The 25,964-nt window shown below is 71.4% G+C and carries 26 protein-coding genes; 7 read left to right on the top strand and 19 right to left on the bottom strand.

The genetic code is table 11. The features are described from left to right. Positions 1-17: 17 nt before the first annotated feature. The 3 genes from AAH991_RS33395 to AAH991_RS33385 form a co-directional block, all read right to left on the bottom strand. Complete coding sequence (locus AAH991_RS33395) at positions 18-1,388, bottom strand: ABC transporter substrate-binding protein (protein ID WP_346229911.1); 1,371 nt, start codon at positions 1,386-1,388, stop codon at positions 18-20. A gap of 79 nt (positions 1,389-1,467) precedes the next feature. Then, complete coding sequence (locus AAH991_RS33390; RefSeq protein WP_346229910.1) at positions 1,468-2,394, bottom strand: carbohydrate ABC transporter permease; 927 nt, start codon at positions 2,392-2,394, stop codon at positions 1,468-1,470. Positions 2,395-2,397: 3 nt separating this feature from the next. Further along, positions 2,398-3,306 carry a carbohydrate ABC transporter permease gene (locus tag AAH991_RS33385; protein ID WP_346229909.1) on the bottom strand — a complete coding sequence of 303 codons (909 nt, stop codon included), beginning with the start codon at positions 3,304-3,306 and terminating at the stop codon, positions 2,398-2,400. A 249-nt stretch (positions 3,307-3,555) separates the two neighbouring features. On the opposite strand from AAH991_RS33385, the gene AAH991_RS33380 reads away from it, so the two are divergent. Beyond that, positions 3,556-4,647, top strand: coding sequence for a LacI family DNA-binding transcriptional regulator (locus AAH991_RS33380; RefSeq protein WP_346229908.1), 1,092 nt, complete (start codon positions 3,556-3,558; stop codon positions 4,645-4,647). Between the two features lie 261 nt (positions 4,648-4,908). Here AAH991_RS33380 and AAH991_RS33375 read toward each other — a convergent pair whose 3' ends face one another. Then, complete coding sequence (locus AAH991_RS33375) at positions 4,909-5,568, bottom strand: TetR/AcrR family transcriptional regulator (protein WP_346229907.1); 660 nt, start codon at positions 5,566-5,568, stop codon at positions 4,909-4,911. A gap of 186 nt (positions 5,569-5,754) precedes the next feature. Between AAH991_RS33375 and AAH991_RS33370 the strand changes: the two genes are divergently transcribed. Next, positions 5,755-7,014: a YncE family protein gene (locus AAH991_RS33370; RefSeq protein WP_346229906.1), complete on the top strand. Its 1,260-nt coding sequence runs from the start codon at positions 5,755-5,757 to the stop codon at positions 7,012-7,014. 61 nt (positions 7,015-7,075) lie between these two features. On the opposite strand, the gene AAH991_RS33365 is transcribed toward AAH991_RS33370, so the two are convergent. Together AAH991_RS33365 and AAH991_RS33360 are read right to left on the bottom strand one after the other, a co-directional pair. Then, the gene (locus tag AAH991_RS33365) at positions 7,076-7,276 is read right to left on the bottom strand and encodes a ferredoxin (RefSeq protein ID WP_346229927.1); all 201 of its coding nucleotides are present in this window, start codon (positions 7,274-7,276) and stop codon (positions 7,076-7,078) included. A 41-nt stretch (positions 7,277-7,317) separates the two neighbouring features. Next, a complete protein-coding gene (locus AAH991_RS33360) occupies positions 7,318-8,529 on the bottom strand; it encodes a cytochrome P450 (RefSeq protein WP_346229905.1) in 1,212 nt (403 codons plus the stop codon). A 224-nt stretch (positions 8,530-8,753) separates the two neighbouring features. Here AAH991_RS33360 and AAH991_RS33355 point away from each other — a divergent pair, with 224 nt between their 5' ends. After that, the gene (locus AAH991_RS33355; protein WP_346229904.1) at positions 8,754-9,359 is read left to right on the top strand and encodes a DedA family protein; all 606 of its coding nucleotides are present in this window, start codon (positions 8,754-8,756) and stop codon (positions 9,357-9,359) included. A gap of 142 nt (positions 9,360-9,501) precedes the next feature. Here the strand turns inward: AAH991_RS33355 and AAH991_RS33350 are convergent, their stop codons facing one another. Beyond that, a complete protein-coding gene (locus tag AAH991_RS33350; protein WP_346229903.1) occupies positions 9,502-10,065 on the bottom strand; it encodes a hemerythrin domain-containing protein in 564 nt (187 codons plus the stop codon). Positions 10,066-10,174: 109 nt separating this feature from the next. On the opposite strand from AAH991_RS33350, the gene AAH991_RS33345 reads away from it, so the two are divergent. Then, positions 10,175-10,594, top strand: a complete 420-nt coding sequence (locus tag AAH991_RS33345) for a hypothetical protein (RefSeq protein ID WP_346229902.1) — start codon at positions 10,175-10,177, stop codon at positions 10,592-10,594. 9 nt (positions 10,595-10,603) lie between these two features. Here the strand turns inward: AAH991_RS33345 and AAH991_RS33340 are convergent, their stop codons facing one another. Genes AAH991_RS33340 through AAH991_RS33325 form a run of 4 tightly spaced genes read right to left on the bottom strand, consistent with a single transcriptional unit; the run spans position 10,604 to position 13,935 of the window. Continuing rightward, positions 10,604-11,350, bottom strand: coding sequence for an SDR family NAD(P)-dependent oxidoreductase (locus AAH991_RS33340; RefSeq protein WP_346229901.1), 747 nt, complete (start codon positions 11,348-11,350; stop codon positions 10,604-10,606). A gap of 34 nt (positions 11,351-11,384) precedes the next feature. Then, entirely contained in the window at positions 11,385-12,077 is a 693-nt protein-coding gene (locus AAH991_RS33335) for a 3-oxoacid CoA-transferase subunit B (RefSeq protein ID WP_346229900.1), read from the bottom strand. After that, positions 12,074-12,751: a 3-oxoacid CoA-transferase subunit A gene (locus AAH991_RS33330; protein WP_346229899.1), complete on the bottom strand. Its 678-nt coding sequence runs from the start codon at positions 12,749-12,751 to the stop codon at positions 12,074-12,076. The genes AAH991_RS33335 and AAH991_RS33330 overlap by 4 nt, the downstream gene beginning before the upstream one ends. Next, entirely contained in the window at positions 12,748-13,935 is a 1,188-nt protein-coding gene (locus AAH991_RS33325) for a thiolase family protein (protein ID WP_346229898.1), read from the bottom strand. Before AAH991_RS33325 ends, AAH991_RS33330 begins: the two co-directional genes overlap by 4 nt. Before the next feature lie 175 nt (positions 13,936-14,110). On the opposite strand from AAH991_RS33325, the gene AAH991_RS33320 reads away from it, so the two are divergent. Further along, complete coding sequence (locus AAH991_RS33320; protein ID WP_346229897.1) at positions 14,111-14,461, top strand: hypothetical protein; 351 nt, start codon at positions 14,111-14,113, stop codon at positions 14,459-14,461. Positions 14,462-14,491: 30 nt separating this feature from the next. Continuing rightward, positions 14,492-15,115, top strand: coding sequence for an O-methyltransferase (locus tag AAH991_RS33315; protein ID WP_346229896.1), 624 nt, complete (start codon positions 14,492-14,494; stop codon positions 15,113-15,115). A 101-nt stretch (positions 15,116-15,216) separates the two neighbouring features. Here AAH991_RS33315 and AAH991_RS33310 read toward each other — a convergent pair whose 3' ends face one another. Further along, complete coding sequence (locus AAH991_RS33310) at positions 15,217-15,987, bottom strand: DUF6597 domain-containing transcriptional factor (protein WP_346229895.1); 771 nt, start codon at positions 15,985-15,987, stop codon at positions 15,217-15,219. 82 nt (positions 15,988-16,069) lie between these two features. On the opposite strand from AAH991_RS33310, the gene AAH991_RS33305 reads away from it, so the two are divergent. Next, complete coding sequence (locus tag AAH991_RS33305; protein ID WP_346229894.1) at positions 16,070-16,591, top strand: TIGR03086 family metal-binding protein; 522 nt, start codon at positions 16,070-16,072, stop codon at positions 16,589-16,591. Here the strand turns inward: AAH991_RS33305 and AAH991_RS33300 are convergent. The 7 genes from AAH991_RS33300 to AAH991_RS33270 all read right to left on the bottom strand — a co-directional run bounded on the left by AAH991_RS33300 (position 16,560) and on the right by AAH991_RS33270 (position 25,955). Next, positions 16,560-17,870, bottom strand: coding sequence for a hypothetical protein (locus AAH991_RS33300; RefSeq protein WP_346229893.1), 1,311 nt, complete (start codon positions 17,868-17,870; stop codon positions 16,560-16,562). The genes AAH991_RS33305 and AAH991_RS33300 overlap by 32 nt on opposite strands. A 32-nt stretch (positions 17,871-17,902) precedes the next feature. Beyond that, the gene (locus AAH991_RS33295; protein ID WP_346229892.1) at positions 17,903-19,234 is read right to left on the bottom strand and encodes a hypothetical protein; all 1,332 of its coding nucleotides are present in this window, start codon (positions 19,232-19,234) and stop codon (positions 17,903-17,905) included. Positions 19,235-19,421: 187 nt separating this feature from the next. Beyond that, positions 19,422-21,518, bottom strand: coding sequence for a DEAD/DEAH box helicase (locus AAH991_RS33290; RefSeq protein WP_346229891.1), 2,097 nt, complete (start codon positions 21,516-21,518; stop codon positions 19,422-19,424). Then, positions 21,515-22,840, bottom strand: coding sequence for a BREX system ATP-binding protein BrxD (gene brxD, locus AAH991_RS33285; RefSeq protein WP_346229890.1), 1,326 nt, complete (start codon positions 22,838-22,840; stop codon positions 21,515-21,517). Before brxD ends, AAH991_RS33290 begins: the two co-directional genes overlap by 4 nt. Further along, complete coding sequence (locus tag AAH991_RS33280) at positions 22,837-24,375, bottom strand: hypothetical protein (RefSeq protein WP_346229889.1); 1,539 nt, start codon at positions 24,373-24,375, stop codon at positions 22,837-22,839. Before AAH991_RS33280 ends, brxD begins: the two co-directional genes overlap by 4 nt. Beyond that, complete coding sequence (locus AAH991_RS33275; protein WP_346229888.1) at positions 24,376-25,257, bottom strand: PP2C family serine/threonine-protein phosphatase; 882 nt, start codon at positions 25,255-25,257, stop codon at positions 24,376-24,378. Positions 25,258-25,283: 26 nt separating this feature from the next. Then, positions 25,284-25,955 carry a vWA domain-containing protein gene (locus AAH991_RS33270; protein WP_346229887.1) on the bottom strand — a complete coding sequence of 224 codons (672 nt, stop codon included), beginning with the start codon at positions 25,953-25,955 and terminating at the stop codon, positions 25,284-25,286. Positions 25,956-25,964 lie beyond the last annotated feature (9 nt).

Raw genomic sequence — 25,964 nt, 5'->3', positions numbered from 1 at the left:
GGCGATCGCGCCGGTGACTACTGCTTGATGGTGAAGCCCTGCTCCTCGCCGTACGTGAGCGAGGCGTCCTGCCAGGCCTTCAGGCCGTCCTGCAGCGTGGTGGAGGAGGTGTAGGCCTTGCCGGCCGTGTCGTTGAAGATGCTGTTGGCGTAGACCTGGAAGGGCAGGTAGGACCAGCCGCCGACGACCTGGGAGGCGGACTCGGCGAGCACCTTGTTCACCTTCTGGCCGCCGAAGTAGGGGAACTCCTTGTCCTGGAACCTCGGGTCCTGCAGCTGGGCGGTGGTGGCGGGGAAGGCGCCGCCGTCGACCCGGGCCCGCACCCCCTCGTCCACCGTGGCGTACTTGAGGAAGGCGTAGGCGAGGGCCTTGTTCGGGCCGGCCTCGGGGATCGCCAGCGAGCTGCCGCCGTTCTCGGCGGTGGCCCTGCCGCCGGCCTCCCACTGCGGCATGGGCGCGACCTGCCACTTGCCCTCGCCGGCCTTGACCCCGGACTCGAGGTTGGCGGGCATCCACGCGCCGATGACCAGGCCGGCGATGGTGCCGTCGCCCAGGCCCTTGTACCACTCGTCGCTCCAGCTGGTGACCGGCGCGAGCAGCTTGCCGTCGATCAGCTTCTGCCAAAGGGCGGTGAACTTCCGGGTGCCCGGCTCGGTGAAGTCGATCCCGACCGTGGTGCCGTCGACGGTGTACGGCTTGCCGCCCGCCTGCCAGATCATGCTGGTGGTGAAGCCCGCGTCGCCCGCGTCGTTGGTGATGTACGCCTTCGGGTTCGCCCTGTGCAGCTTCTCCGCGGCCGCCGCGAACTCGTCCCAGGTGGCGGGCACCTCGAGGTCGTACTTGTCGAAGACCTCCTTGTTGTAGAACAGGGCCATCGGGCCGGAGTCCATGGGCAGGCCGTAGATGCCGTCGCCGACGTGCACCGAGCTCCACGGGCCGGGGGTGAAGGTGCCGTCCAGTGTGCCCGCGCCGAGGGCGCCGAGGTCGGCGACCGACTTGGCGAGGGCGAACTGCGGCAGGGCGTAGTACTCCACCTGGGCGACGTCCGGAACCCCGGAGCCGGCCTTGACCGCGTTCTGCAGGGCGGTGTACTGGTCGTTGCCGGTGCCGGCGTTGACCAGGTTGACCTTGACCTTGGGATACTTCGCCTGGAAGTCCTCGACGACCTGCTTGAGCGTCGGCTCCCACGCCCAGACGGTGATCGAGCCGCCGGTGTCGAGGGCCTTCTCGATGTCGGCGCCGGAGACGGCCGCGGACGCCGCGGGGGCGGCGGCGTCGCCCGCGGAGCCGCTGCCGCCGGAGGAATCGGAGGAGCCGCAGGCGCCGGCGGTGAGCGACACGGTCAGGGCCGCGCCCAGCAGGAGGGCGCGACGGCGGGTTATCGCCATGGGGTGTGCCTTTCTGGGTTGTCGGGGGAGGCGGACGTCGATGGGGGCGGTCGTTCCATGCCGATGCGTCCTGCGCCGTTCACTCCTTGACGCTTCCGGCGGCCAGGCCCGACTGCCAGTAGCGCTGGAGCAGCAGGAACGCCGCGATCAGCGGGACGATGGTGAGCAGCGATCCGGTGATCACGAGGTTGAAGACGGCCTCGCCGCCCGCCGTGAGGGCCTGCTGGTTCCACGACTTCAGCCCGACGGTGAGGGGGTACCAGCCGGGGTCCTTCAGCATGATCAGCGGCAGGAAGTAGTTGTTCCAGGTGGCGACCACGTTGAACAGCAGGACCGTGACCAGGCCGGGCGCCAGCAGCGGCAGGCTGATCCGGAAGAAGGTGCGGAACTCGCCCGAGCCGTCCACCCGCGCCGACTCCAGGATCTCCTCCGGCACGGCGTCGGTGGCGAAGGTCCACATCAGGTAGAGCCCGAACGGCGAGACGAGCGACGGGATGATGATCGCCCACGGCGTGTCGGTCAGGCCCATCTTCGAGAACATCAGGAACGTGGGGACGGCCAGCGCCGTGCCGGGCACCGCCACCGCCCCGATCACGACGGCGAACACCGCCTTCCTGCCGGGGAAGTCGAACTTCGCCAGTCCGTAACCGCCGAGGGCCGCCAGCAGGGTCGCCCCGCCCGCCCCGGCGACCACGTACAGCAGGGTGTTGAGCAGCCAGCGGACGAAGATGCCGTCGCCGTAGGCGAAAGTCGCGGCGATGTTGTCGAACAGGGCGAAGTCGCCGGCGAACCACAGGCCGAAGGAGCCCAGCAGCCCCTCCTGGGTCTTGGTGGCGTTGATCGCCAGCCACACCAGCGGAAGCAGCGTGTAGACGAGCACGAGCGCGGTCAGCACGGTCAGCGTCGCGCTGCGGCGGCCCCGCGGGGACCGGCGCCGCCGGACGACCAGCGGGCCCCGGGCCGCGATGGTCTTCGAACGGCCGGCGGTGGGAGTGGAGGTCGCCACGGCTCACACCGCCTTCCGCATGCCGCGCAGCTGGACGAGGTAGGCGACGATCATCGTGATGATCCCCATGACGATGGCCACGGTGGCGGAGTAGTTGAACTGCTGACCTTGGAAGGACAGCGAGTAGGCGTAGTAGTTCGGCGTGAAGTACGTGATGATCGAGTTCGGCACGATCGTCTTGAGGATGCTCGGCTCGTTGAACAGCTGGAAGCTGCCGATGATCGAGAAGATCGTGGCGATCAGCAGCGCGCCGCGCAGGGCGGGCAGCTTGATCGCCCAGATGATCCGGAACTGGCCGGCCCCGTCGAGCGCGGCGGCCTCGTACAGAGAAGGGCTCACCACCCGCAGCGCCGAGTAGAGGATCAGCATGTTGTAGCCCACGAACTCCCAGGTCACGATGTTGCCGACGGAGGCGAGGATCAGATCGGGCGACAGCGGATCGGGCAGCGAGAGCCCGAACGCCTCGTTGATGTTGCCGATGAGGCCGAACCTGGTGCCGTACATGAAACCCCACATCAGCGTGGCGACGACGGCGGGCACCGCGTACGGCAGGAACACCGAGATCCGGAAAAACGCCGACCCGTACAACCTGCCGCTGTCGATCGCGAGGGCGACCAGCAGCGCGAGGAAGAGCATGATCGGCACCTGGACGACCAGGAAGAGCGCGACGCGCCCGAACGCCGACCAGAACTGCGGGTCCCGCAGGACCCTGACGTAGTTGTCGGCGCCGACGAAGGACGTCCCGCCGATCAGCCGGGTGCGGAACAGGCTCAGGTAGAGCGAGTACGCGATCGGAGCCAGGAAGACCAGCGCGAACACCGCCATGAACGGCGCGACGAACTGCCAGCCTGCCCATGACCGGCGTCCGGCGGCCCGGCCTCCCCGAACGTCCGAATGCCCTTCCGAGACCACCGGTTCGCTCCTCTCCGCAACGTGTCCACGGTGCCGGCATGTTTACGTGAACATCCGGAGCGAACGAGTGTCGGGGCCGATCGTCGCGGAGGGTGATGTCTCGAGTCGCCGAGGTTATGTTTACGTAAACTTCTGTCGCGGTATGGTGGCACCGGCCCTATGGAAGGTCAAGGGCCCGGGGCCACATCCGGCCGGATCGCGGCGTACGATCTCCGGCGACGGGGGCGAGCAGGCGGGAGCGGCACAGGAATGGATCCGGACGGCGCGGCCCGGCAGGCGCCGATCGGCGGGGCGCAGCGGGGCGGCTCGGGCATCCCGGGCGGGCGGCGCAAGCAGCGGGTCTCGATGGCCGACGTGGCCCGGCTCGCGGGTGTCTCGTCCCAGACGGTCTCCAGGGTCGCCAACGGCCATCCCGGCGTCGTCGGCGCGACCCGCGAGCAGGTGCTGGCGGCGATGCGGGAGCTGGGCTACCGGCCCAACAGCGCGGCCCGGGCGCTGCGGTACGGGCAGTTCAACACGATCGGCGTGATCCTCTTCGGGCTGGCGTCGACCGGAAACAGCCGCACCGTGGAGGCGATCGCCACCCACGCGGCGGCCGAGGGTTACGCGATCACGCTGATCCCCATCGGCATCCCCACCCAGGACAACGTGCTGGGCGCCTTCACCCGCATGGGCGAGCTGGCCGTCGACGCCGTCATCGTCATCATCGAGATCCACCTCCTCGACGCGGGCACGGTGACGCTGCCTCCCGGGGTCCACGTCGTCGTGGTGGACTCCGACGCCGGAGACCGCTACAGCGTCGTCGACACCGACCAGGCCGAGGGCGCCCGGCTCGCCGTACGCCACCTCCTCGGCCTGGGGCACGACACGGTCTGGCACGTCACCGGCCCGCAGACGTCCTTCGCGAGCCAGCGTCGCGCCCAGGCGTGGCGGCTGGCCCTGGAGGAGGCCGGGCGGCCGGTCCCCCCGCCGCTGCACGGAGACTGGTCCGCCGAGTCCGGCTACGCCGCCGGGCTGGCGCTCGCCGCGGAACCCGGCTGCACGGCGGTGTTCGCCGCCAACGACCAGATGGCCCTCGGCCTGCTGCGGGCCTTCCACGAGCGGGGCCGGGCGGTCCCCGGCGACGTCAGCGTGGTCGGCTTCGACGACATCCCCGACGCCTCCTGTTTCGTCCCGCCGCTCACGACCGTCCACCAGGACTTCGCCGAGGTCGGCCGGCGCTGCGTCCAGGGCGTCCTGCGGCAGATCCGCGAGGGCGGAGCCGCGCGGCCGGGCACCGACCTCGTCCCCACCCGTCTGGTCGTCCGCGACAGCACGGCGCCGCCGCCCACCCGGACCTGAGAAAGGCCCCGGGCGCGGGGATCAGCTGAATCGTGTGCGTCTACGGGCGGGCGGTCAGCGACGGCATGGCGGGGATCAGGGCGGCGAGCCAGCCATCCGGATCCGCGGTGAAGCGCGCGCGTCCCGCACCTCCCACCAGGACCGGCCGCCGAACCACGGCTGCGTTGACGGGGTGGCGAACCGCCTGGCTCGATCTTGGGGTGGATGACGCAGGATCTCACGTGATGGTGGAGGGGCCGCCACTGCTTATCGCGGAGATCCTCAAGCGGGGCCGGCTTCGCCGGGGACCTGGAGGCGGCCCAGGAGCATGAGCAGGAGCTCGTCGACGATCTGATCGAGGGTGGCGTCGACCCAGCCGACGGCCCAGTCGTGCATCAGGCCGTTGATGGCCCCGATGAAGGCGGCGGCCGTGACGCGGAAGTCGCGAGCGGGGATCTCGCCGCGGTCCGCGGCGTCGTCCAGCTGCTCGCACAGGAAGGCTATCCAGCGGGCCCGGCGGTCCAGGCGCTGGCGGTCCAGGCGGGGGCTGACGCCGATGATCTCCACGAAGGCGATGCGGGTGTGGCGGGGGTCGGCGGTGGCTCCGGCGGCGTACGCGCGGAACAGCCGGCTGCAGCGTTCGATGGGCTCAAGGTGCCGCACCTGGGGGAGCACGCCGAGGACGGCCTGCTGTGCGACGTCGTTGACGTACAGGTGCAGCTCGGCCAGCAGGTCCTCCAGCGTGTGGAACTCCTCGTAGAACTGGCGGCTGGACAGCCCGGCGGCGCGGCACACGTCCGTGATCCTCGTGGCGCGGTAGCCGGGCCCGGCGCCGAACAGGTCGAGGCCCGCCTCCAGGAAGCGCGTGCGGCGCTCGGCCTGCCGTTCGGCCGCCGGCCTGCCGCCGTACCGGCCCGCCGCCGGGGTGATCCTGCCCGCCACCGCGTCCTCCGCTCCGTTGTCATGAATTTTGGGCCTTGTGGCGGGGGTCACACGTGCCTACCATCCAGTAACACAGTCTGAATATCGAAATGTTCAGACTTGTGCGAGTCCACGCGCCGAAGGCGCGCGGACCCTTCGGCCGGCCATGCTCGATCTCGCCCACCTCCCACCCCCCGGAGGAAGCACATGCACGCTTCGGCCCTCGCACGCCTGCGCAGATCCCTGCTCGCCGCCGCCGTGGCGGTCGCGGGCGCCGCCGTCTGCGGCGTTCCGGCCGCTCCCGCGAGCGCCGCCGGCGGACTGCGCGAGGTGATGTTCGTCGGCAACAACTGGGACGGCACCGCGGACGTCATCGAGTCGAGCGGGGAGTTCGCCAGGATCGGCCGGATCAACGTCATCCCCGACAAGGCCCGGCGGCTGGCCGAGATCTACCTCAACCCCATCAAGCTGGCCTTTTTCCTGGGCATCCGGCAGGGCCCCGGCGAGGGTCACGACCAGTTCGTCGACGACATGTACGCCACCCCGGACGGCACGGCCATGGTCGTCTCCCGCCCGAGCTTCGCCGACGTGGTGTCCATCGACCTGACCACCGGCGCGATCAGATGGCGCTTCCCGGTCTCCGGCTTCCGCGCCGACCACATGGCCGTGTCCCCCGACGGGACCCGGGTCGCCGTGTCGGCCTCCACATCCAACACCGTGCACGTCCTGGACATCGACACCGGCAGGCAGCTCGGCTCGTTCCGCACGGGGGACAAGCCGCACGAGAACATCTTCACCGGCGGCGGCAGGTACATCTGGAACATGTCGATCGGCGAGGTCAACAACGACTTCGACAGCCCGTCCCAGGACTGGCTGAAGGGCGACCGCCACATCACGATCGCGGACGCCTCGACGTACAAGGTCGTGCGGACCGTCGACATGCGCGACCGGCTGGACGCCTTCGGCCGCAAGGACCTGTCGGACGCGGTGCGGCCCGCCGTCTTCACCCCGGACGAGTCGAAGCTGTACTTCCAGGTCTCGTTCTTCAACGGCTTCGCCGAGTACGACACCGCCACCGACACGATCACCCGGATCAAGACCCTGCCGAAGAACCCGGCCACCGGCGAGGACCGCACCACCTGGGTCAACGACTCCCGGCACCACGGACTGTCGGTCAACCCCGCCGGCGACAAGCTCTGCGTCGCCGCGACGATGGACGACTACGCCACGGTCGTCGACCGGGCCACCCTGCGGGAGGGCCCGCTGGTGAGCGCGTCCAAGCCCTACTGGGCGACCGTCAGCGGCGACGGGCGGGCCTGCGTCATCTCCGAGAGCGGCGCCGACCGGGTCACCGCCATCGACTTCGCCACCGGGCAGAAGATCACCTCGGTGCCGGTCGGCGACCACCCGCAGCGCGTCCGCATCGCCCGCGTCCCGGCCGGCTGGACCCCTCCGGCCGCGGGCTGAGGCCCTCCGGGTGCCGGGACGGGACGGTCCGTCCCGGCACCACCGGGTGTGCTCCCGCGGTTCAGGAGTCCTCGTCCACCTCGATGGCGGCGGCGGGGCAGACGGCGGCGGCCTCGCGGACCGCGGTGTGCAGGTCCTCGGCGGGCTCGGGCTCCAGCAGGACGACGACGCCGTCCTCGTCGCGCTGGTCGAACACCTCCGGTGCGATCAGCACGCACTGCCCGGCGCCGCAGCACTTGACCTCGTCGACGACGACCTTCATGTCCATGTCCTCCTTGCCGATCGGGCACGCCGGCCGGGGGGTCACCAGCGGACCGGGACCTCGCGCAGGCCGCCGACGGCGAGCCCTTCCACGCGTTCCAGCTCCTCCACGGGCACGGCCAGCTCAAGCGTCGGCAGCCTGCGCAGCAGCACCTCCAGGACGACCTGCAGCTCGGTGCGGGCCAGTGCCTGCCCCAGGCAGGAGTGGGCGCCGGAGCCGAAAGCCAGGTGGGGGTTCGGGCTGCGGGTCAGGTCCATGTCGCCGGCGTTCTCGAAGGCGGTCTCGTCGCGGTTGGCGGCGGCCATGCTGCACACCACGGTCGTGCCGGGGGGCAGGACCATGCCGCTGACCTCGGTCTCCGCGTTCAGGTAGCGGGGGAGGCCGAAGCCGGCGTTGGCGTCGAAGCGCAGCGACTCCTCCACCGTGGTGCGGATCAGCGACGGGTCGGCCAGCAGCCGCTCCCACCGGGAGCGGTCGGCCAGCAGCATGGCGGCCATCTTCCCGATCATGTTGGCGGTGGTCTCGTGCCCGGCGACCAGCAGCGCCATGCCCGTGACCAGGACCTGGACGTCGGGCAGCCCGCCGTTCTCGGGGCCGCCTGCCGTGATCAGCTCGCTCAGCAGGTCGTCGCCGGGCTCGGCGCGCTTGGCCGTGACGAGGTCGGACATGTACTGGAAGAACTCCCCCTGGGCGGCCTCGGTCTCGGCCCTGCCGTAGCGGGTCAGGTTGAGCAGCGTGTCGGACCAGTAGGAGAACCGGTCCCGGTCGGCGGCGGGCACGCCGAGCATGTCGCAGATGACGTAGACCGGCAGCGGGAAGCCGAGGCTCGCCCTGAGGTCGCCGGGCGAGCCGCGCTTGACCATGTCGTCCACGAGATCCTCGGCGATCTCGATCATCGCCGGCCGCATGGCGGTCATGCGCTTGGCCGTGAACCACCTGCCGACCAGGCGCCGCCAGTGCTGGTGCTCCTCGCCGCTGTCGGGGAGGATCGCCGCCAGCTCGCCGCTGAACACCCCGCCGCCGTCCGCGGACAACCGGGCGGCGTCGGGTGCGTCGAGCCGGCGGGTGAAGCGCGGGTCGGCCAGCACCTGCTTGACGTCCTCGTAACGGGTCAGCAGCGTCGCCGCGTCGCCGCTGGGCAGCGTGACGCGGGCGACCGGGCACGTGGCGCGCAGCCCGGCCCACTCGGCGGGCGGGTCCAGCGCCGCGTCGTTGGGGATCGGGTAGCCCAGGACCTGCTCGTCGTCGCTCATTCGGCATCTCCTCCTGTGGGTGGTCGGCCGCCGTGCACCCTCCCGGTCGGAGAGGCGGCGCCCCTCACGTATTCCCGGGCCGGCCTGAAGGCCGGTCGTGCCGGTGCCCGTCCGCGGGCAAACTTCCGTGCGTTTCCAGGAGTGGGCGAACCGCCCACGGCCGTGCGGCGCGCGTACGCGCACCTCCTGGGGGACACGACAACGGGGAGGCGCATGGAGGACGGGTGGACGCGATCATCAACTGGCTCTGGGGCCTGCCGGGAACGGTGCTGTACGCGGCAGTGGCGGCGCTGGTCTTCGCCGAGGACGCCCTGTTCGTGGGGTTCGTCGTGCCGGGGGAGACGGCCGCCGTGCTGGGCGGCGTGCTCGCCAGTCAGGGCAGACTGTCGGTGTACTGGCTGGGGCTCGTGGTGACGCTCGCCGCGATAGCCGGCGACAGCGCGGGCTACTTCGTCGGCCGCCGCCTCGGCCCCAGGGTCCTGGACGTACGGGTCCTGCGCCGCCGTCGCCACCGCGTGGAGAGGGCACAGGTGCTGATGCGCCGGTGGGGCCCTCAGGCGGTGTTCTTCGCTCGGTTCGCCGCGTTCCTGCGCGCCATGATGCCGGCCCTGGCAGGGGTCTCGCGGATGAGCTACCGGCGGTTCTTCCTGTTCAACGTCCTGGGCGGGGTGCTCTGGGGAGTCGGTTACACCCTTCTGGGCTTCTTCGCCGGGGCGGCGTACGAGCAGGTGCAGTCGGCCGTCGGCGGTGCGGTCGCGGCCGTTCTCGCCGCGGTCGTCGTGACCGCCGTGGTCGTGTGGCGCGTCCGGCGGCACCGGGGCGGGCCGTAGGCGGTCCAGGGAGGGTGCGTGGCGGCGTGCGGGCCCGTCCATCGGACGGGCCCGCACCGCACATGACCGGTGTCCCCTCGGGGTCCGGCCGGAGCGGCTTCGAGGCCGAGCCGCCCCGGCGCGAGACCGGGCGGGGCGTCGGTCAGTCCTTGTTCGACTGCCGCCAGTCCCGTACGACGTCGCGGATCTTGTCGAACACGGCCACCGGCGGGCCGACCAGCATGTTCGCGGTGGCGGACTCTCCGGCGCCCGGGTGGGGCCTGGTCGGCGAGATCGCCTCGGCGGCCCGGACCGCACCGGCCATGCGGCGCAGCCGCTCGGGGGAGGTCTCCTGACGCAGCCGGGGGAACTCCTCCCGCTCCTCGTGCGTGGCGTGGTCGACGACCGCCTTCTCCAGGGCGGCCAGCCGGGCGTCGAACTCGGGGTGGTCGACGCCGAGGTCGTACAGGTCGGACAGGGCGCGTTTGGCCTCGTCCTCCTCGTGCAGCCGGGCCTCGACGACCTGTTCGCCCGCCTTCGACCGCGCCGCCGGGTGCACGACCTGCTCCTCCGCCGCCTCGTGCACCGCCAGCAGCCGTACGAGGTCGTTGAACAGCTCACGTCTGCGCTCGCCCCGCGCGGCGGCGACCTCCGCGAACCTGGTCTTGATCTGGTTGTGCTGCGCCAGCAGCAGGTCGATGACGTCCTGTTCCGTAGCAGTGCTCACTGTCGTCACCTTTCGACTCGGAGACTCGGACCCGCCTGCCCGTGCTCACCCGCCCTACACGCGGACGCTGTCGGTGAGCCGAAGGGCGTCGTGATCCGTAATAGAGGGCATGAGGATTTCGCGTGTCGCGCTGCTGCCGCTGGCGGCTCTGCCCGTCCTGGCCGTCACGGCTCCCGCCGAGGCGGTCACGGCGCCCAGGAAGCTGGTCGTGGAGTTGCGGGAGGAGGGCGGGTTCGCCGGGCTGCGCAACCGGGTGGCCGTCTACACCGACGGCTGCGCCGTGCTGAGCCGCCGGACCGGACCCACCGTCCGCAAGTGCCTGACCGCCGCGGAGTGGCGCGGCCTGCGCGGCTCGCTGAAGCATCTGCGGCTCGGCCGCTCCGAGGCCCGGCCGCAGGGGGCCGACTTCCTCGCCTACCACCTGACCTACAAGGGCCACCGGGCCACCCGCTACACCCTGCCCCCGACCTGGCGACCGGTCGTGGGCAGGCTGGAGAAGGTCCTGGTCGGATACTGGGCGCCCGACTGACCGTCCGGCTCAGCTGCGCAGGTAGGAGGCTCCGTTGAGGTCGACGATCGTGCCGCTGGCCCACTCGGCGGCCGGTGACGCCAGGTAAAGGACGGCGGCCGCGATCTCCTCGGGCCGCGCCACTCTCCCGAACGGGCTCTGGGCGCGGATCTCGTCGCCCCGCGGCGCCTTGAGGTGCTCGTTCGTCATGTCGGTCTCGACGAAGCCGGGCGCCACGGTCGCCACGGCGATGCCGAGGGGCGCCAGGGCGACGGCGAGCGACTGGCCCAGCGCGTTGAGGCCCGCCTTGCTCGCCCCGTACGCGGGACTGTCCGGCTCGCCGCGGAAGGCGCCGCGCGAGGAGACGTTGACGATCCTGCCGCCCGGAGCCATGTGCCGTACGGCGTTCCAGGTGACGTTGGCCGGTCCCACGAGGTTGACGGCCAGCGTCTCGCGCCACACCGCCTGCCACTCCTCGTACGAGGTCTCCATGATCGGGTGGTGCAGGAAGACCCCCGCGTTGTTGACCAGCACGTCGATGCCGCCGAGGGCGGCCGCCGCCTCCTCGGTCATTCGCCGTGCCTCACCGGGATCGGCGATGTCGGCCCGGACGACGGCATGGCCCTCTCCGGGCAGCTCGGCGCGGAGCCGCTCGGCGAGTTCGGGGGAGCCGCGGTGGTGGATCGCGACGCGGTCGCCGGCGGCGGCGAAGGCCACCGCGATCGCCCGTCCGATGCCGCGCGACGCGCCGGTGACGAGGACTGCCCGGTTACTCACAGGAGGAGACTAACGTCCGGTGAGTCCTGGTTCATCATGGTGCCAGCTGGTCCGTCCTGTCTGTCGCATCGAGGGTGCGCAGGGGGACCTCCAGCCGGGAGGCGAGCTCGGCCACGCTCGTGCCGTACGTCTCGGCCACCGTGACACCCTCGGGGCCGATGCGGAAGACGGCGCGGTCGGTGTAGAGGCGGCTCACGCAGGCGAGCCCGGTGAGGGGATAGGTGCACTCGGGGACGAGCTTGGGCGTGCCGTCCTTGGCGAACAGGGTCATCATGACGAACACCTGCTTGGCGCCGGTGGCCAGGTCCATGGCGCCGCCCACGGCGGGGATGGCGTCGGGGGCGCCGGTGTGCCAGTTGGCCAGGTCGCCGCGGCCGGAGACCTGGAAGGCGCCGAGCACGCACACGTCGAGGTGGCCGCCGCGCATCATCGCGAAGGAGTCGGCGTGGTGGAAGTACGACGCCCCCGGCAGCTCGGTGACCGGGAACTTGCCGGCGTTGATGAGATCGGGGTCGATCTCGTCCCCGTGGGCGGCGGGCCCCATGCCGAGCATGCCGTTCTCGGTGTGCAGGACGACCCCGGAATCGGCCGGGAGGTGGTCGGCGACCATCGTGGGCTGGCCGATGCCGAGGTTCACGAAGGAACCGGGCGGGATGTCCCGGGCGACGCGCGCGGCCAGCTCGTCGCGGGCGAGGGGGCCGCGGTCCAGGTGCTCCACGATGCTCACTGGTTCGCCTCCGTCGCGCTCAGGTCCAGGATCCGGTCGACGTAGATGCAGGGGGTGACCACGCTCTCGGGGTCCAGGCCGCCGGTCTCGACGACGTGGTGCACCTGCGCGATCGTCAGCGTCGCGGCGGTCGCCATGACCGGCCCGAAGTTGCGGGCGGTCTTGCGGTAGACGAGGTTGCCCATCCGGTCGCCGGCGTGGGCGCCGATGAGGGCGACGTCCCCCCTGATCGGATACTCCAGCACGTAGTCGCGGCCGTCGATGGTGCGCGTCTCCTTGCCCTCGGCCAGCGGGGTGCCGACCCCGGTGGGGCAGTAGAAGGCGCCGATGCCGGCCCCGGCCGCGCGCATGCGCTCGGCCAGGGTGCCCTGAGGGACGACCTCCAGCTCGATCTTCCCGGCCCGGTAGAGGCCGTCGAACACCCACGAGTCGCTCTGCCGGGGGAACGAGCAGATCATCTTGCGCACGCGCCCGGCGGCGAGCAGCGCCGCCAGTCCGGTGTCGCCGTTGCCCGCGTTGTTGCTGACGACGGTCAGATCGGTCGCGCCCTGCCGGATCAGCGCGTCGATGAGCCCGATGGGCATGCCGGCCAGGCCGAAACCGCCGATCAGGACGGTGGAGCCGTCCGCGATGCCCGCGACGGCCTCGTCGGGGTCGGTGAACACGGCGGTCATGCGGCGCCCACGTTCTCGAGGACGACGGCCAGGCCCTGGCCGACGCCGATGCAGATGGCGGCCACGCCCCACCGCCGGCGGCGTTCGCGCAGCACGTGGGCGAGCGTGCCGAGGACGCGCCCGCCGGAGGCGCCCAGCGGGTGGCCGATGGCGATGGCGCCGCCCCTGGTGTTGACGATCTCGGGATCGACCTTCCAGGCGTCCAGGCACGCCAGCGACTGGACGGCGAACGCCTCGTTCAGCTCGACGGCGCCGACGTCGTCCCAGCCGATACCGGCCCGGCGCAGCGCCTGGTTGGCGGCCTCGACCGGCGCGTACCCGAACATCTGTGGTTCGAGCGCGCACGCGGCGCGGCCCGCGACCCGGGCGATCGGGTCCGCGCCGATCCGGCCGGCGGCGGCCTCCGAGCCGAGCACGACCGCCGAGGCGCCGTCGTTGAGCGGGGAGGCGTTGCCGGCCGTGATGGTGCCGCCGGGACGGAAGGCCGGCTTGAGCCCCGCGAGGATCTCCGGCGTCGTGCCGGGCCTGATCCCCTCGTCCCGGGTCAGGGCGGCGCCCTCGACCGGGACGACCAGGTCGTCGTAGAAGCCGTCGTGCCAAGCCGCGTCGGCCAGCACGTGCGACCGCGCGGCGAAGGCGTCCTGCCGCTCGCGCGAAATTCCGAACCTCTCCTGAAGCAGCTCGTTGGCCTCGCCGAGAGAGATCGTCCACTCCTTGGGCATCCGCGGGTTCACCAGCCGCCAGCCCAGCGTCGTGGACACGGCCGTCACGTCGCCGGCGGGGAAGGCCCGCGACGGTTTGGGCAGCACCCAGGGGGCCCGTGTCATCGACTCCACGCCACCGGTCACGACGACGTCGGCGTCGCCGCTCTCGACCGTCCGGGAACCGATCATGGCGGCGTCCAGGCTCGACCCGCACAGCCGGTTCACCGTGGTGGCCGGCACGGTCACCGGCAGCCCGGCCAGCAGCACGGCCATCCGGCCCACGTTGCGGTTGTCCTCGCCCGCGCCGTTGGCGTTGCCCCACACCACGTCGCCGATCTCCGCCGGATCCAGCCCGGGCAGCTTGGCCAGCACACCGCGCAACGCGGTGGCCGCCAGGTCGTCCGGCCGGACGTCGGCGAGTGCCCCGTTGAACCTGCCGAACGGCGTGCGCGCCGCGGCGTAGACGAAGGCCGAGCCCATGACCATCCCCTCTTGTTCGCTATGCGAACGCCGGTTCATTTTGCGAACAACGTGAGCATAGTCCATGCCGCCGATGGGCCATCGGCACGGGCCGCAAACGATCTCCAAGTGGATCCCAAGGACGACGCGCCAGGCTGTGGCCGACCTTGAGACAACCATCGTGAGGACAGCAGACGTGACCAGGAAGTTCGCCGCGGGAGCGGCCGCCGCCCTGACCATGCTCGTCGCGCAGGTGCCGGCCGCCCAGTCCGCCGCCGCCGCGACGACGTACAGCAGCCCGTGCCAGGGGATCCGCGACTGCCTGGGAGAGATGCAGAGCGGCGAGGGATGGATGGTCGAGACCCCCGAGAAGAACTGGAAGCGCGTGATCTACCGGTTCAAGCACCTGAAGAAGAGCGAGAAGAGGGTGTGCGCCCACCAGTACCCGCGACTGACCATGTGGATCAGCGATCCGAAGAGCTCGCGCCACAAGACGGTCACCATCAAGGCGTCCGGTAAGCTGCCCCGCCGCGCCTGTTCCTACTGAGACGGGCGTCCGTTGTCCTAGCCTGAAGCGATGTCGATCGACGGCACGGCGGCGTACGACGGCCTCACGGGCCTGCCTCCATTGGTCGGGCGCGCGGTCGAGGTGGCGCGGCAGGCGGGCTTCGGTCCTTCCTGCCGGCCCGAGCAGGGGCGCCTGCTGTACGCACTGGCGTCCGGTGCCGAGATGATCGGGGAGACCGGCACCGGATGCGGAGTGGGCCTGGCCTGGCTGGCCTCGGGCGCCCGGCCCGGGGCCCGGCTGGTCAGCGTCGAACGGGATCCGCGGCGAGCGGCCCTGGCGGCGCAGGTCTTCCTCGGCCACCCGCAGGTGTCGGTGATCCGCGGCGACTGGCGGGAGATCCACCGGGACGGGCCGTACGACCTGCTCGTGCTCGACGGCGGAGGCCAGGGCAAGAGCGGTGAGGAGCCTGCCGATCCGCACCGGCTGCTCGGACCGGGAGGAACGCTGGTCGTCGACGACCTGACCCCGGCCCGGCACTGGCCGCCGCGGTTCGACGGCGCCGTCGACCGGGCCCGCATGCACTGGCTCGGCCACCCGGGGCTCGACGCGGCGGAGCTGCGGCTCGCGCCCGACTTGGCCGCCGTCGTGGCCACCCGCCGCTTCCCCGAGACGTCCGGCACGGCGGATCGCTGAGCCGGCTCGTGCGGCCGGATCCCGTTCGGGGTCCGGCGGCCGGGCTCGCCGGCGGCTTCCGGCGGATGCCGCCGCTCAGGTCCTTCGAAGTCCGGGCTGCTTCAGCGCGCGACGTGGCCGCTGAGCCGGGCGTAGGCCGCAGGCGGCATCCCGGCAGCGGCGGTGAAGTCACGGGTCAGGTGGGCCTGGTCGGTGTAGCCGAGCTCGGCGGCCAGTGTGGCGAGGTCGAGGCCCTGCTGGATCCGCTCCGCGGCCTCGTGCAGCCGGAAACGGCGGATCACCCACTTGGGGCCGGCGCCGACGTAGTCCCGGAACAGCCGCTGCAGCGAGCGCACCGAGCGCCCCGACCGGGCGGCCAGCTCGTCGACCCTGGTCACGGACGTGTCGTCCTCGACCATCGCCACCAGGGCCGCGGCTTCCTCCGCCAGTGGATCCTCGGACGGCCGCAGACCCCGCAGGAACGTCTCGACGAGCGCGACGGCGGCCCGGGAGTCGGGCTCGGCCAGGACCCGTTCGACCAGGGCCGCGCCGGCCGCCCCGAACATCTCGCCGATCTCCACGAAGCGGCCGGACAGCCGGGACACGGGGCCGTCGAGGAACGGCCGGAAGCCGCCCGGGCGGAAGCGGGTGCCGAGCACGCGGCCGCTGCCCCGCATGGTGTAGGAGAAGCCACCTTTGATCACTCCCGCGATCCGGTGGAAATCCCGGGTGATCGTCATGTTCACCGTGGGATGCGAGATGATGCGCTGCTCGTACGGCTCGCCGAGATCCGTCCACGTGACGACCCAGAAGTGCTCCACGTACGCCGAGATCCCTGGCGACGGCGCCTGCCGGACGAAGTCGAAGGCGTCGAGCCCCGCGTACGGGTTCACCCATCCACGCTGTCGCGTTTCTACAAGCCGCGCCTCGGGCGGGCGCGGCACGATGGCTGCCATGCAAGAGATGATGCCGTTGATGACGCGCGCCACCGAACGCACCGCGGGCGTGGTGCGCTCGGTGCGGCAGGAGCAGCTCGGGCTCCTGACGCCCTGCGAGAAGTTCGACGTCGAGGACCTGATCAACCACCTCGAGTGGGTGGCGGAGCTGTTCGAGTCGCTGGCTCGCAAGGGCCCGCGCGTCGAGCAGGGACCTTACACGGGCGACTTCCCCGAGCGGGCGGAGCGTGCGCTTGCCGCCTGGTCGCGGCCGGAGGCGTGGGAGGGGACCAGCCCCGCCATGGGCATGCCGATGACCACGCTGGCCCACATGTACCTCGTCGACATGGTCGTGCACGGGTGGGACCTGGCCAGGGCCACCGGGCAGGAGTACGCGCCGGACCCGGAGGCCGTCGAGCGGGCCTTGGGCTTCACCGAGAACATGGTGGAGATGGGCAGGCGACGCGGCGCCTTCGGGCCGCCGGTGGCGGTCCCGGACGACGCCGCTCCGCTCGACCGTCTGCTCGGCGTCATCGGCCGGGATCCGGCCTGGACACCGTGATCCCGGCCGCGTCCGGCGACAGCCCCAGGGCGGCCAGGAAGCGTACGCCTTCCGGGTCGTGACGCTCGAAGCCGAGCTGCGGGGTCTCGACGACGTACCACTTCTCGTCGTCGCCCAGGTTGGTCTCGACCTCGGACTCCTCGCACTCGTGGCCCCAGAGGTCGTCGGGGAACCGGTATTCCCCACCCAGGGCGACGGCGATGATCCGGTCGCTGAACCGGTACGGCAGATGTCCGGCGGCGAACTCGGGGAGGGGCTCGCGGGAGAGGGTCATCTCCCGGTCCCAGGCCTCGTCCGAGTAATCCTCCCACGCGATGTTGAGCCCCGGCCGGATCTCCGCGATGGTCTCGAAACCCCCTCCGCTGGAGTAGCCGCCGCCGTCGTAGTCGAAGGAGACGGAGATGAACGTCCGGTTGGTGACGGGGGAGGGGAAGCGGTAGAGCCTCTCCACGGGCACGAGCACCCACTCGCCGTCCGCCCGGGCGGCGAAGTGGGGGACGCCGTTGATCCGGAACATCACCGGGACCAGATTGCCGTCCAGAATTTCGAGCAGCGACTCCTCCTCGTCGGCGAAGAACTCCTCGTCCACCCGGGCCTCCGCGTCGGCGCGGTCGAGATCGGCACTGAACCGGATGGCGTCCGCGACCGCGAACGGGGTATCCGCGGTGATGTCCACCGCGGCGTACGGGTCGAACGCGAGCAGGTCCGGGACGGCCCGGAGGGCGACGGCGAGCGGATCGTCCTTCGCACGGAGCCGGCCCAGTGCGGTGACGGTCCGCTCGCCGTCCGTCCCGATCCTGACCAGTTCCAGGGTCCTGTCGCTGACGCGCAGGCCCCGCTCGCCCTCTCCGTCGACATGGACGGTGAGGAACGACTCCAGAGGCAGGGCGGACACCCGCTCGGCCCAGTCCTCGTCGAACAGCTCCGGGCCCCGGTACGTCGCGACGAGCCGCCACGGCTCCGACCACGGCTCCGGGAGGAGGTCCGGTGGCACGGCGGGCAGCAGCCGGGGCTCGGGACCGCCGTAGTGGCGGCACGCGAACTCCCGCCGGCCGTACGCGATGCGCGTGTAGAACGCCAGGCCGTGGCCGCGGGCCAGCAGGCCGTCGTGGAAGGCCTGCTCGCCGTGCGCGGTGACGGTGCTCTCCGACACGGCCAGCAGGAACTGCCGCGCACGCCGCCTGTTGAGGGTCTGTACGGCAGGCCAGGGCGACGCGTCGTCCCACCTGACCGAGAAGGCTCCGGGCGTGACGTCGTCGCCGGGTCCGGTGATGTCCACGTTGTGAGGTCCTTCGCCGTCCGGATTCGTCGTCACTCGATCACGCCCTCGTCCGGGCGGTCCAGGTAGCCCCAGGCGTACACGCGGCGCTCGAACTCCTGCCTGTCGCAGCGGGCGAGGAGCACCTCGCCGCCCTCGTCCCACGCGGCCCAGGCGATGTGCAGGTCGTCGCGGATGTTGCCCGACCCGGTCCACCAGTGGCTGTTGTTGATGGGGGAGCCGCCGTCGAAGCCGTACGAGTCCTCGGTGTAGTACGACCAGGGCATGGGCAGCGGAGGGAACTCCTGGCGGGGGTCCATGGGGACGAGAACCCACCGGTCGTCCACCTCGGCGGCCAGGTGCAGGACGCCGTTGATGTGGATCCGGACGGCGGTCAGCCCGTCGTACCAGGAGTAGGCGCGCTCGTCCTCACGTGGCCAGGCGCGGTCGCGCCCCGCCCGGTAGTCCTCCCAGTCCTCCTCGTCCCACTCCTCGTCATCCCAGCTGTCGTCGTACTCGTACAGTTCCTCGACCGGGTAGTAGGCGCCGAAGACCGGCGTGGCGAGGCCGGCGACCCGGTCGGCGTCCTCGTCCGGGCATTCGATCTCGACGGCGGCCTCGGAGGGGAAGGTCAGCAGATCGGGCACGCGGGCGAGCGCCGCGGTCAGGGGGTCCTCCGGGACCGGGCCGAGGTCGACGACCTGCACCGGGTCCTTGGCACGCCGGCTGAGCAGTTCCAGGCGGCCGTCCCGGACCTGCAGGACTCGCGAGATCCTCCTGCCGAACATCCGCCATGCCCGGATCCTGAGCAGCACCTCCCCGGTCTCACCCAGCGAGCGGCTGGGGAACAGACAGTCCGCGGCGAGCCGTTCGGGCTCCGGGGGAGCGGGGACATTCCCCGGATGCGCCGCGTGCTCGCCGCGTTCCGTCGCCGGCGGCACCGAAACCACCGCCGGGGCGGCGACGGCGTCGTACACGGCGGGCCGCTCGGCGGGGGAGGACTCGTACGGCGGCCGCTCGGCGGGGGAGGACTCGTGCGTCGGCCGCTCGGCGTCGGGGCCGGAACGCCAGCCCGCGAGCGAGTACGAGCCGTCGGCGCAGGCGAACACCGCCAGGCAGTTGTAACTCCAGGCGTAGACCACCTCCTGGCCGGAGGCCCGGCCCAGCTCACAGGCCTTGTCGTGGGTCAGGCCGGTCACCGCGTACGCCGGGGCCATGCTGTCCGGCGTGCCGTACTCGGCCGGCCAGGAGCCGTCCATGGGTGCGCCGCCGATGATGTGGATGGGGGTCTCGTCCGGTGCGGGCCGTGCGCCCGAGGCGGTGCCGATACGGGCGGACGTCACCGTGATCCACTCGTCGTCGACCCGTACGCGAATAGTCGTCATCGTCTTCCTTGCGAGGGGGTGGTGCGAAGACGCCGGCGCCCTCGGGCGTAACCGGCGGAAGCATGCTCAAGCCGGACGAGCGTCCGCAGTGGGAATGGGATGGTTTTTCTGATCGCCGATGGCCGATCAGGCACCACTAAAGTACCAAAAACCCCTCATATACACAACGCAAACACCTGTGAATGAGCTACACGAAATTCACCAGATGCGCCGGCTCGGCAAGCACGGCGGCCGCCGCGGGGTAGTCGGCCAGGCGTGCGGCCAGCGTCTCGACGGCGAGCTCGTGAGGCAGCAGCGCACTGAACTTGAGCCCGTTCAGCGCCCGCTCGTCCACCTCGGGGCGGCTCAGCCTGCTCACGAGATCCTGCCGCCACCCAGTGCCGGTCAGGTCGTTCCTCAGCCTGATGTGCTGGTCGTCCACGCGCTGCGTCGGATCGGCGAGCGGCCCGAGGGTCGCGGTGAGGGTGGCGTTGGCGCGGTACCCGGCCCAGGTCCACCACTGCAGGTCTCCTCCGGTCCGCACGATCACCGTGCCGTCGGGCCTGACGAGGTCGCGGTGGTCCTCCCGTATCCCCGTCAGCCCGCTCACCGCCCGGCGCGTGAGCTTCACGGGCGGATCGGCGCCGAGCACGACGTCCCGCATGGCCCGCGACAGGGCGAAGGAGGCCCCGCCCGACATCGACGTCGCCCAGCGTGCCCTGCCGCCGCCCCCATCCACGGGCTGGACGAAGCATCGCCGTCGTTTCCAGTCGATCCAGTCCACCGCCCACGTACGGCCGGCCAGCAACAGCAGGCGCGGCCCCGAGACGGCGGAGGTCAGCAGGCCGGGGTCCGTCCGGCCGATCTCGACGTTGCCGCGCAGGACGGTGAACTCCGGCGGTGCCGTGAACACCGCGGTGAGGTCCATGAAGTGCCTGCGGCCGAAGCGCCGCTCGGCCTGGGGGCCGACGAGGAGACCGCCTCCGTCCCGCTCGAGAAAGCCCTGCGCGATGAGATGGTCGAGCACCGGCCGTGCGTCCTGCTCGCCGAATGGGCCGATGCCGTTCCACCAGTCCGGCCACAGGGCGTCGCCGATGCGGCCCTCCTGCAGCGTGAGCGCGAGGAGTTGCTGCGCGACGATGTGCCGGGGCGACGACGGCGGCCGCAGCGGCTCGACGTACCCCCTGCTCCACAGCAGCAGGAGACCCGCTGAGGCGAGGAGGTCGTCCGGGGTCAGGGCCAGGACGAGGCAGTTGCGCCTGACCCCCGAGCGCCTCCCCGTGCGCCCGAGACGCTGGAGGAACGACGCGACCGTCCAGGGAGCGTTGATCTGGATGACCCGGTCCAGGTCTCCGACGTCGATGCCCAGTTCCAGCGTCGAGGTCGAGACGATGACGCAGTCGCGGGACTGCGCGAACGCCTCCTCCGCGCGCCGGCGCTCCTCGGCGGACAGGGAGGAATGGGAGAGGAACGTCGTGACGCCGAGGTCGCGCAGCATCTGGCCGAGCTCCTCCACCATCCTGCGGGAGTCGCAGAAGACGAGGCGCTTCTCGCCGTTGTGCAGCGCCGCGATGACGCGGGCGGCGTTGGCGACGGACCCGACGTGGTCCAGCTCCACATCGGCCGCCCCGGGATCGGTCCGCGTCTCCGGGGCGATCACCTCCGAGGGCCGGGTTGCGGCACCCGACCCCTGCAGCCAGGAGAGCAGGTCATCCGGATTTCCCACGGTCGCCGACAGGCCGATGCGCTGGAGCGGCCGTCCGGCCAGCCGGGTGAGGCGCTCCAGGACGGCGAGCAGATGCCAGCCCCGGTCGTCCCGGGCGAAGGCGTGGACCTCGTCGACCACCACCGCCCGCAGATCCGCCAGCAGGCGGCGGTGGTCGACCCCGGTGCCGATGAGCATCGCCTCCAGGGACTCCGGAGTGGTCAGCAGGATGTCCGGGGGATCACGCAGGATCGTCTGGCGGCGCGAGCGGGACACGTCGCCGTGCCAGAGCTCCACCCGTCTGCCGAGCCACCCCGCGTACGCCTGCAGGCGTGGCAGCAGGTTGTTGAGCAGCGCCTTGAGCGGGCAGACGTACAGCACCGACAGCCCGGTCCACCTCTGCTCCTCCATTACGGACAGCAGCGGGAACACGGCCGCCTCGGTCTTGCCGCCCGCCGTCGGCGCGATGAGCAGCGCGTCGCGGCCGTCGCCGATGGGACCGAGCGCCCCCTGCTGCAGCGGCCGCAGCCTCTGCCAGCCCAGAGTGTTGGTGAGGTGATAGGCGATCGTCGGATGCAACGCGAGGGCCGGCGAGGTCACGACAGGTCGAGCTCCACGTCGTCGGCCGAGGCGGCGGCGCGGCCACGGCGCAACGCGTTCAGCTCGTCGTCGTTCAGCTCGCCCTCCTCGACCCGGACCTCCCGGTAGTCCCTGCGCGGGTGGAAGTCCTCGTGGTCGGAGACGCGGTACAGCACGTCGGCGACGAGCTTGCGCAGGAAGACGCGGGGTGCCACTCCGGCCCCGAGATGACCGGCCACCGCCGACGCCAGGTCCTTGACGTAGGCGTCGTCCACGAGCGTCCTGATCCGCTGCTCGGCGGGGTCTCCCTGGGCGTACAGATCGCGTACGGCGCAGCCCAGCTCGACCAGCTTGTCGCGGTCGAACCCGGTGAGCCGGATCTGCACCGCCCGGGCGGTGTCGAACCGCGCGTCGGTCTTGAAGTCGGAGTGCAGCCGCTGCGTGAGGGCGGGGGACCGCTGCACGCCCTGCTGGCCGTCATAGAAGGCGGGCGTGCCGGTGATGACCAGGTAGAGACCGGGGAACCGGCCCTTGTCGATCTCGTCGATGAGCTGCCGCAGGGTGTTCAGGCTCCGGTCGCGGTTGTCGCTGCGCATCCGCTGCAGAGTCTCGACCTCGTCGAGCACGACGAGCAACCCGGGATAGCCGCAGTCCCGCAGCACGACCAGCAGGCCCTGCAGAAAGTGCAGGGCCGCGGCCGAGTCGACGTCGCCCTTGAGCCCGGCGTAGCGGCGGACGTTCGACGCGACGTTCGGCTCGCCGCCCACCCAGGCGAGCAGGCCGTCGGCGGTCGCGTTGTCGCCGGCCAGCCGAGCCCGCCGGTAGAAGCGCAGCGCGGTCGCGAACGCGGGCGCGTTCCTGGCGGTCTCCGCCAGCCGCGACTCGATGAGGTCCTCCACCGCGACCGTCATCGCGCCTCGGGCGTCCTTGGCCACCCCGGTGTCGTCCTCGAGAGCGAGAAGCCAGGTGTCCACGATGTCCCGCAGCGCGCTCGGCGGCGAGGTCGCCGTGCTCAGGCCGCCGATCAGCGAGCGGTAGACGGTCTCCAGCCGGTGCAGGGGCGTCGTCCGGTCCGAGATCTGGATCTCGCTCGTGGCCATCCTCTTCCGCTTGGCCCGTTCGGCCAGCCAGCGCGCGAAGAACGTCTTGCCCGAGCCGTACTCGCCCCGGACCGCCTTGAACCCCGCGCCACCCGCCGTGACCGCCGTCAGATCGTCGTCGAGCGCCTTCTCGAAGCGATCCATGCCGACCGCGAACAGGTCGAGGCCGTTGCGCGGCACGGTCCCGCGGCCCAGGGCATCGATGATCTGCCGTCGCCTCGCCCGGCTGACCTTCGCCGTCACGGCTCATCCTCCTCGAGGAACTGCTCTTCCAGCAGCGACACGTTCAGTTCGACCGTGCGGTCGCCGTCCTTCAGCGCGATCACATCCGCCTGCTCCACGTTGAGCAGGTTCTTCGATGCCCGCATGAGCAGGACCGTCCTGTCCGACGTCTCCCCGAGCAGCCGCGCGATGTTCACCACCGCGTCCCGCCCCGTGCCCGCCGCGAGGTGGTCGATGACACGTGCCACCGCGCCGTCGTCGACGACCCCGCCCCGGGGAGCCAGCAGGCGCTGCTCCGCATAGGTCCGCGAGTTGATCACCCGCTGCCCCAGCGTGGGCCGGCCTGTCGCCGGAGTCGCCGGAGTCGTCGGCGGTGCCGCGGCCGGGGAACCGGACGCGGGCGCCGTCACCGATACGGGCCGCAGCCGCGCGACCTTGGTCGCCGCTTGGAAACCCGGTTGCGTCGGTGCGGCGGTGCGTGCGGCTTGACCAGCCTGCCCTGCCGGCACTCCGCCTTTGTGCGACAGGGGTGCCCATCGCCGCTCGATCGGCGTCGGATTCACCACCGGCTGGGAGGGTGCCCGTCGGCTGTTGGGCACCGGCCGGCTGATGGGGACGCTGCTCCTGCCCGTGCCCAGGTTCATGGGGGCGAGGGGGCCGGTGGGGGCCGAGGGCTGCGGACGGGATGGGCGGGTCACCGCGATGCGCTTGCGGCCTTCCAGCGCCTGCACCCACTCGGCCACGGCCGGGCGGGTGCCGCGCGGCCCTGCCGCCCGGGCGAAGAGCTCTCTGACCGGCGTGGTCACCTGATCCGGAAGACCGGGAAGCAGCGCGGGCTCCTCGCCGGGCCGCACCGACGCGGTCCGCGACAGCACCCGGCCGACCAGCAGCGCGAGCTTGTACCGGTCGGTGTCCAGGTCCGGGCCGCTGGACGGCTGGTGCGGGTCGTTCCAGTCGGGCGTGTGCGCCTGCCGCAGCACCGGCTCGGCTCCGTGCCGGCGCAGGCCGTCGCAGTCGAGCATGAAGACCTTGTACGGCGCCGCGGGCCGCCACAGGAGATTGCGGAACGACAGGTCGCCGACGATCCAGCCGTGGTTGTGGAGCAGGTCGATCAGCTTGGCGGCCAGCGTCGCGATCTCCAGGCGGCCCATGACATGAGGCTGGTGCAGGTCCTGCCAGGCCCAGTTGGGCTCGTACAGCAGATACTGCAGTTCGACCAGCTTGGGCTTGCCGCCGATCGGACCGTAGAACTCACCGGGCACCTCCGGCATCAGGAAGCCGGTGACCCTGCCCCCGCTCACCACCCGCGCCACGGGCCAGGCGCACTGGGCGAGCAGGGTGCGTGCCTCCCCGGCGGCCTGCCGCTGACCGAAGTCGACAAGGTCGGCCAGGGCGCGGTCGTTCACCTGGCTGGCCTGCGGCATGTACTCCTTGTAGACGAGGTTCTCCGGCCCGAGCACCCGGGTGACCACGCCCTGGCCGCCCTCGCCGAGGCGATCGGCTTCGAGGGCGAGGGTGTGGCGCTGCCGGTCGAGGGGGTGGGGGGTGAAGGGCATTCAGACTCTCCAGATGCACACGGCGGTCCGGTCGTCGTCGTGTGTCTTCGCCCGGAAGCTCATCTGCCAGAAGAACTCGGTCAACGACGGCGGGCCGTTGTGCCACCAGGCCGCCAACTGGGTGCTCACCTGCGGACCACGCATGGGCTTCGACAGGCCGTCCGTGCACAGGAGCAGCATGTCGCCCGGGTGGAGATCCAGTTGTCTGACTTCGACATGCTCGATGTGGCGAGGCAGAGCGCGGGTCTCCGAGGTCGCGACCATCGCCTCCTCCTCTTTGTCGTCGTCATCGAAGCAGGGCACCAGCACCCCCCGGTGCAGCCGCCAGGCGTCGCAGTCGCCGACACGCACGAGGACGACGCGATGCGCCGGCGTCTCGGGCCGTTCCTGCACCACGGCGGCGAGGAAGGTGGTGGACAACTCGTCCGGCGGCGCCTCGCACCGCTCCGCCTGTTCCCGGATCTCCCGGGCGATGCTCTCGACCAAGCGCCGGGCGGGCTCCGCGGGATCGTCGGCGAGCAGGCCGTCGAGATAGGCGTGGGCGGCCCGGCAGGCCGTGTCCGCGCCGAGCTGCGAGAGCTCCTTGCTGCCCAGGCCGTCAGCCACGCAGGCCAGCAGCGTGCGGTCGCCGTCGTGCCAGAGCCCCATCGCGTCCTGTCGCGGTGTGCCGTAGTAGCGGTGGACGTCGCCCCGGACGGAGGCGGCCCGCACCACGAGGCCGGGCAGTGCGGCTCCGTCGATCTCGGTGTCCGGCCGCTGCACCGAGGGCAGCGCGCCCGGCTCGGACGGGACGCGCGGCTCACGGCCGATGACGAGCGGCGGGGGGATTCCGGGTACGGCCTCCGCGGTCTCGGTCGCCGCGTACTCCTGGAGCTGTTCCATGGGGGGTTCCTTTTCCGGCGTACGGTTCAGAGCGGGTCGGGGGCGAGAACCGTGTAGCCCGGCACCTGGTCGGGGACGACGATCTGGGCGGCGCCCGAGGGGTTTGCCGACGACGCGACCGCCGACTGGACCACGGAGTTGAGCAGCTGCCGCGCGAACTCGCGCAGGGCCTGCGCGGGCGACATATCGCTGTTCGCGATGAACGCCCGGAAGGTGGCCACCTGCTGCAGGGTCGTGGGGTCCACGTCGCCGAACCCGAAGGCCAGGATGGTCGGATGGGCCCTGAAGTCGCGGCTGACCAGGTTCTTGTGCTCGACATGCCACTCGTCCGTGGGAAGCCCGTCCGTGAGGAAGAACACGGTGGGCCGATAGGGGACATGGCCGTCATGCTTCAGCCCCGCGATGTCCTGCTCGATCGTGTGCTTCAGCAGGGAGAACGCGGCGCCGTAGCTGGTCGCGCCGCGAGGCGACAGCTGCGGCATCGAGTGCACGTCGTTGAGGTCGGCCAGCGGGAGCAGCACCTCGGCGGTGCTGCTGAACCCGATGATGGCGAGCCTCACCCGGTCGGCCACCACCGGGTTGACGGCGATCTCCTGGTAGATCAGGGGGAGCTCCTGGTTGATGGCGTCGAGCGGCGCTCCCTGCATGGAGTACGACTCGTCGCAGACAAGGTAGAAGGGGAGTACCTGTTCACTCATCGGGTGGTC

Origin of the sequence: Microbispora sp. ZYX-F-249, assembly GCF_039649665.1 — a bacterium.
Lineage (GTDB): Bacteria > Actinomycetota > Actinomycetes > Streptosporangiales > Streptosporangiaceae > Microbispora > Microbispora maris.
This window is presented reverse-complemented; position numbering and strand designations above follow the sequence as displayed.

Coding starts and splice junctions, on each gene's coding strand:
- AAH991_RS33395 (WP_346229911.1), bottom strand. CDS start 1,388: ATGGCGATAACCCGCCGTCGCGCCCTCCTGCTGGGCGCGGCCCTGACC.
- AAH991_RS33380 (WP_346229908.1), top strand. CDS start 3,556: ATGGATCCGGACGGCGCGGCCCGGCAGGCGCCGATCGGCGGGGCGCAG.
- AAH991_RS33370 (WP_346229906.1), top strand. CDS start 5,755: ATGCACGCTTCGGCCCTCGCACGCCTGCGCAGATCCCTGCTCGCCGCC.
- AAH991_RS33365 (WP_346229927.1), bottom strand. CDS start 7,276: ATGAAGGTCGTCGTCGACGAGGTCAAGTGCTGCGGCGCCGGGCAGTGC.
- AAH991_RS33360 (WP_346229905.1), bottom strand. CDS start 8,529: ATGAGCGACGACGAGCAGGTCCTGGGCTACCCGATCCCCAACGACGCG.
- AAH991_RS33345 (WP_346229902.1), top strand. CDS start 10,175: ATGAGGATTTCGCGTGTCGCGCTGCTGCCGCTGGCGGCTCTGCCCGTC.
- AAH991_RS33330 (WP_346229899.1), bottom strand. CDS start 12,751: ATGACCGCCGTGTTCACCGACCCCGACGAGGCCGTCGCGGGCATCGCG.
- AAH991_RS33325 (WP_346229898.1), bottom strand. CDS start 13,935: ATGGGCTCGGCCTTCGTCTACGCCGCGGCGCGCACGCCGTTCGGCAGG.
- AAH991_RS33315 (WP_346229896.1), top strand. CDS start 14,492: ATGTCGATCGACGGCACGGCGGCGTACGACGGCCTCACGGGCCTGCCT.
- AAH991_RS33305 (WP_346229894.1), top strand. CDS start 16,070: ATGACGCGCGCCACCGAACGCACCGCGGGCGTGGTGCGCTCGGTGCGG.
- AAH991_RS33295 (WP_346229892.1), bottom strand. CDS start 19,234: ATGACGACTATTCGCGTACGGGTCGACGACGAGTGGATCACGGTGACG.
- AAH991_RS33280 (WP_346229889.1), bottom strand. CDS start 24,375: ATGCCCTTCACCCCCCACCCCCTCGACCGGCAGCGCCACACCCTCGCC.
- AAH991_RS33275 (WP_346229888.1), bottom strand. CDS start 25,257: ATGGAACAGCTCCAGGAGTACGCGGCGACCGAGACCGCGGAGGCCGTA.
- AAH991_RS33270 (WP_346229887.1), bottom strand. CDS start 25,955: ATGAGTGAACAGGTACTCCCCTTCTACCTTGTCTGCGACGAGTCGTAC.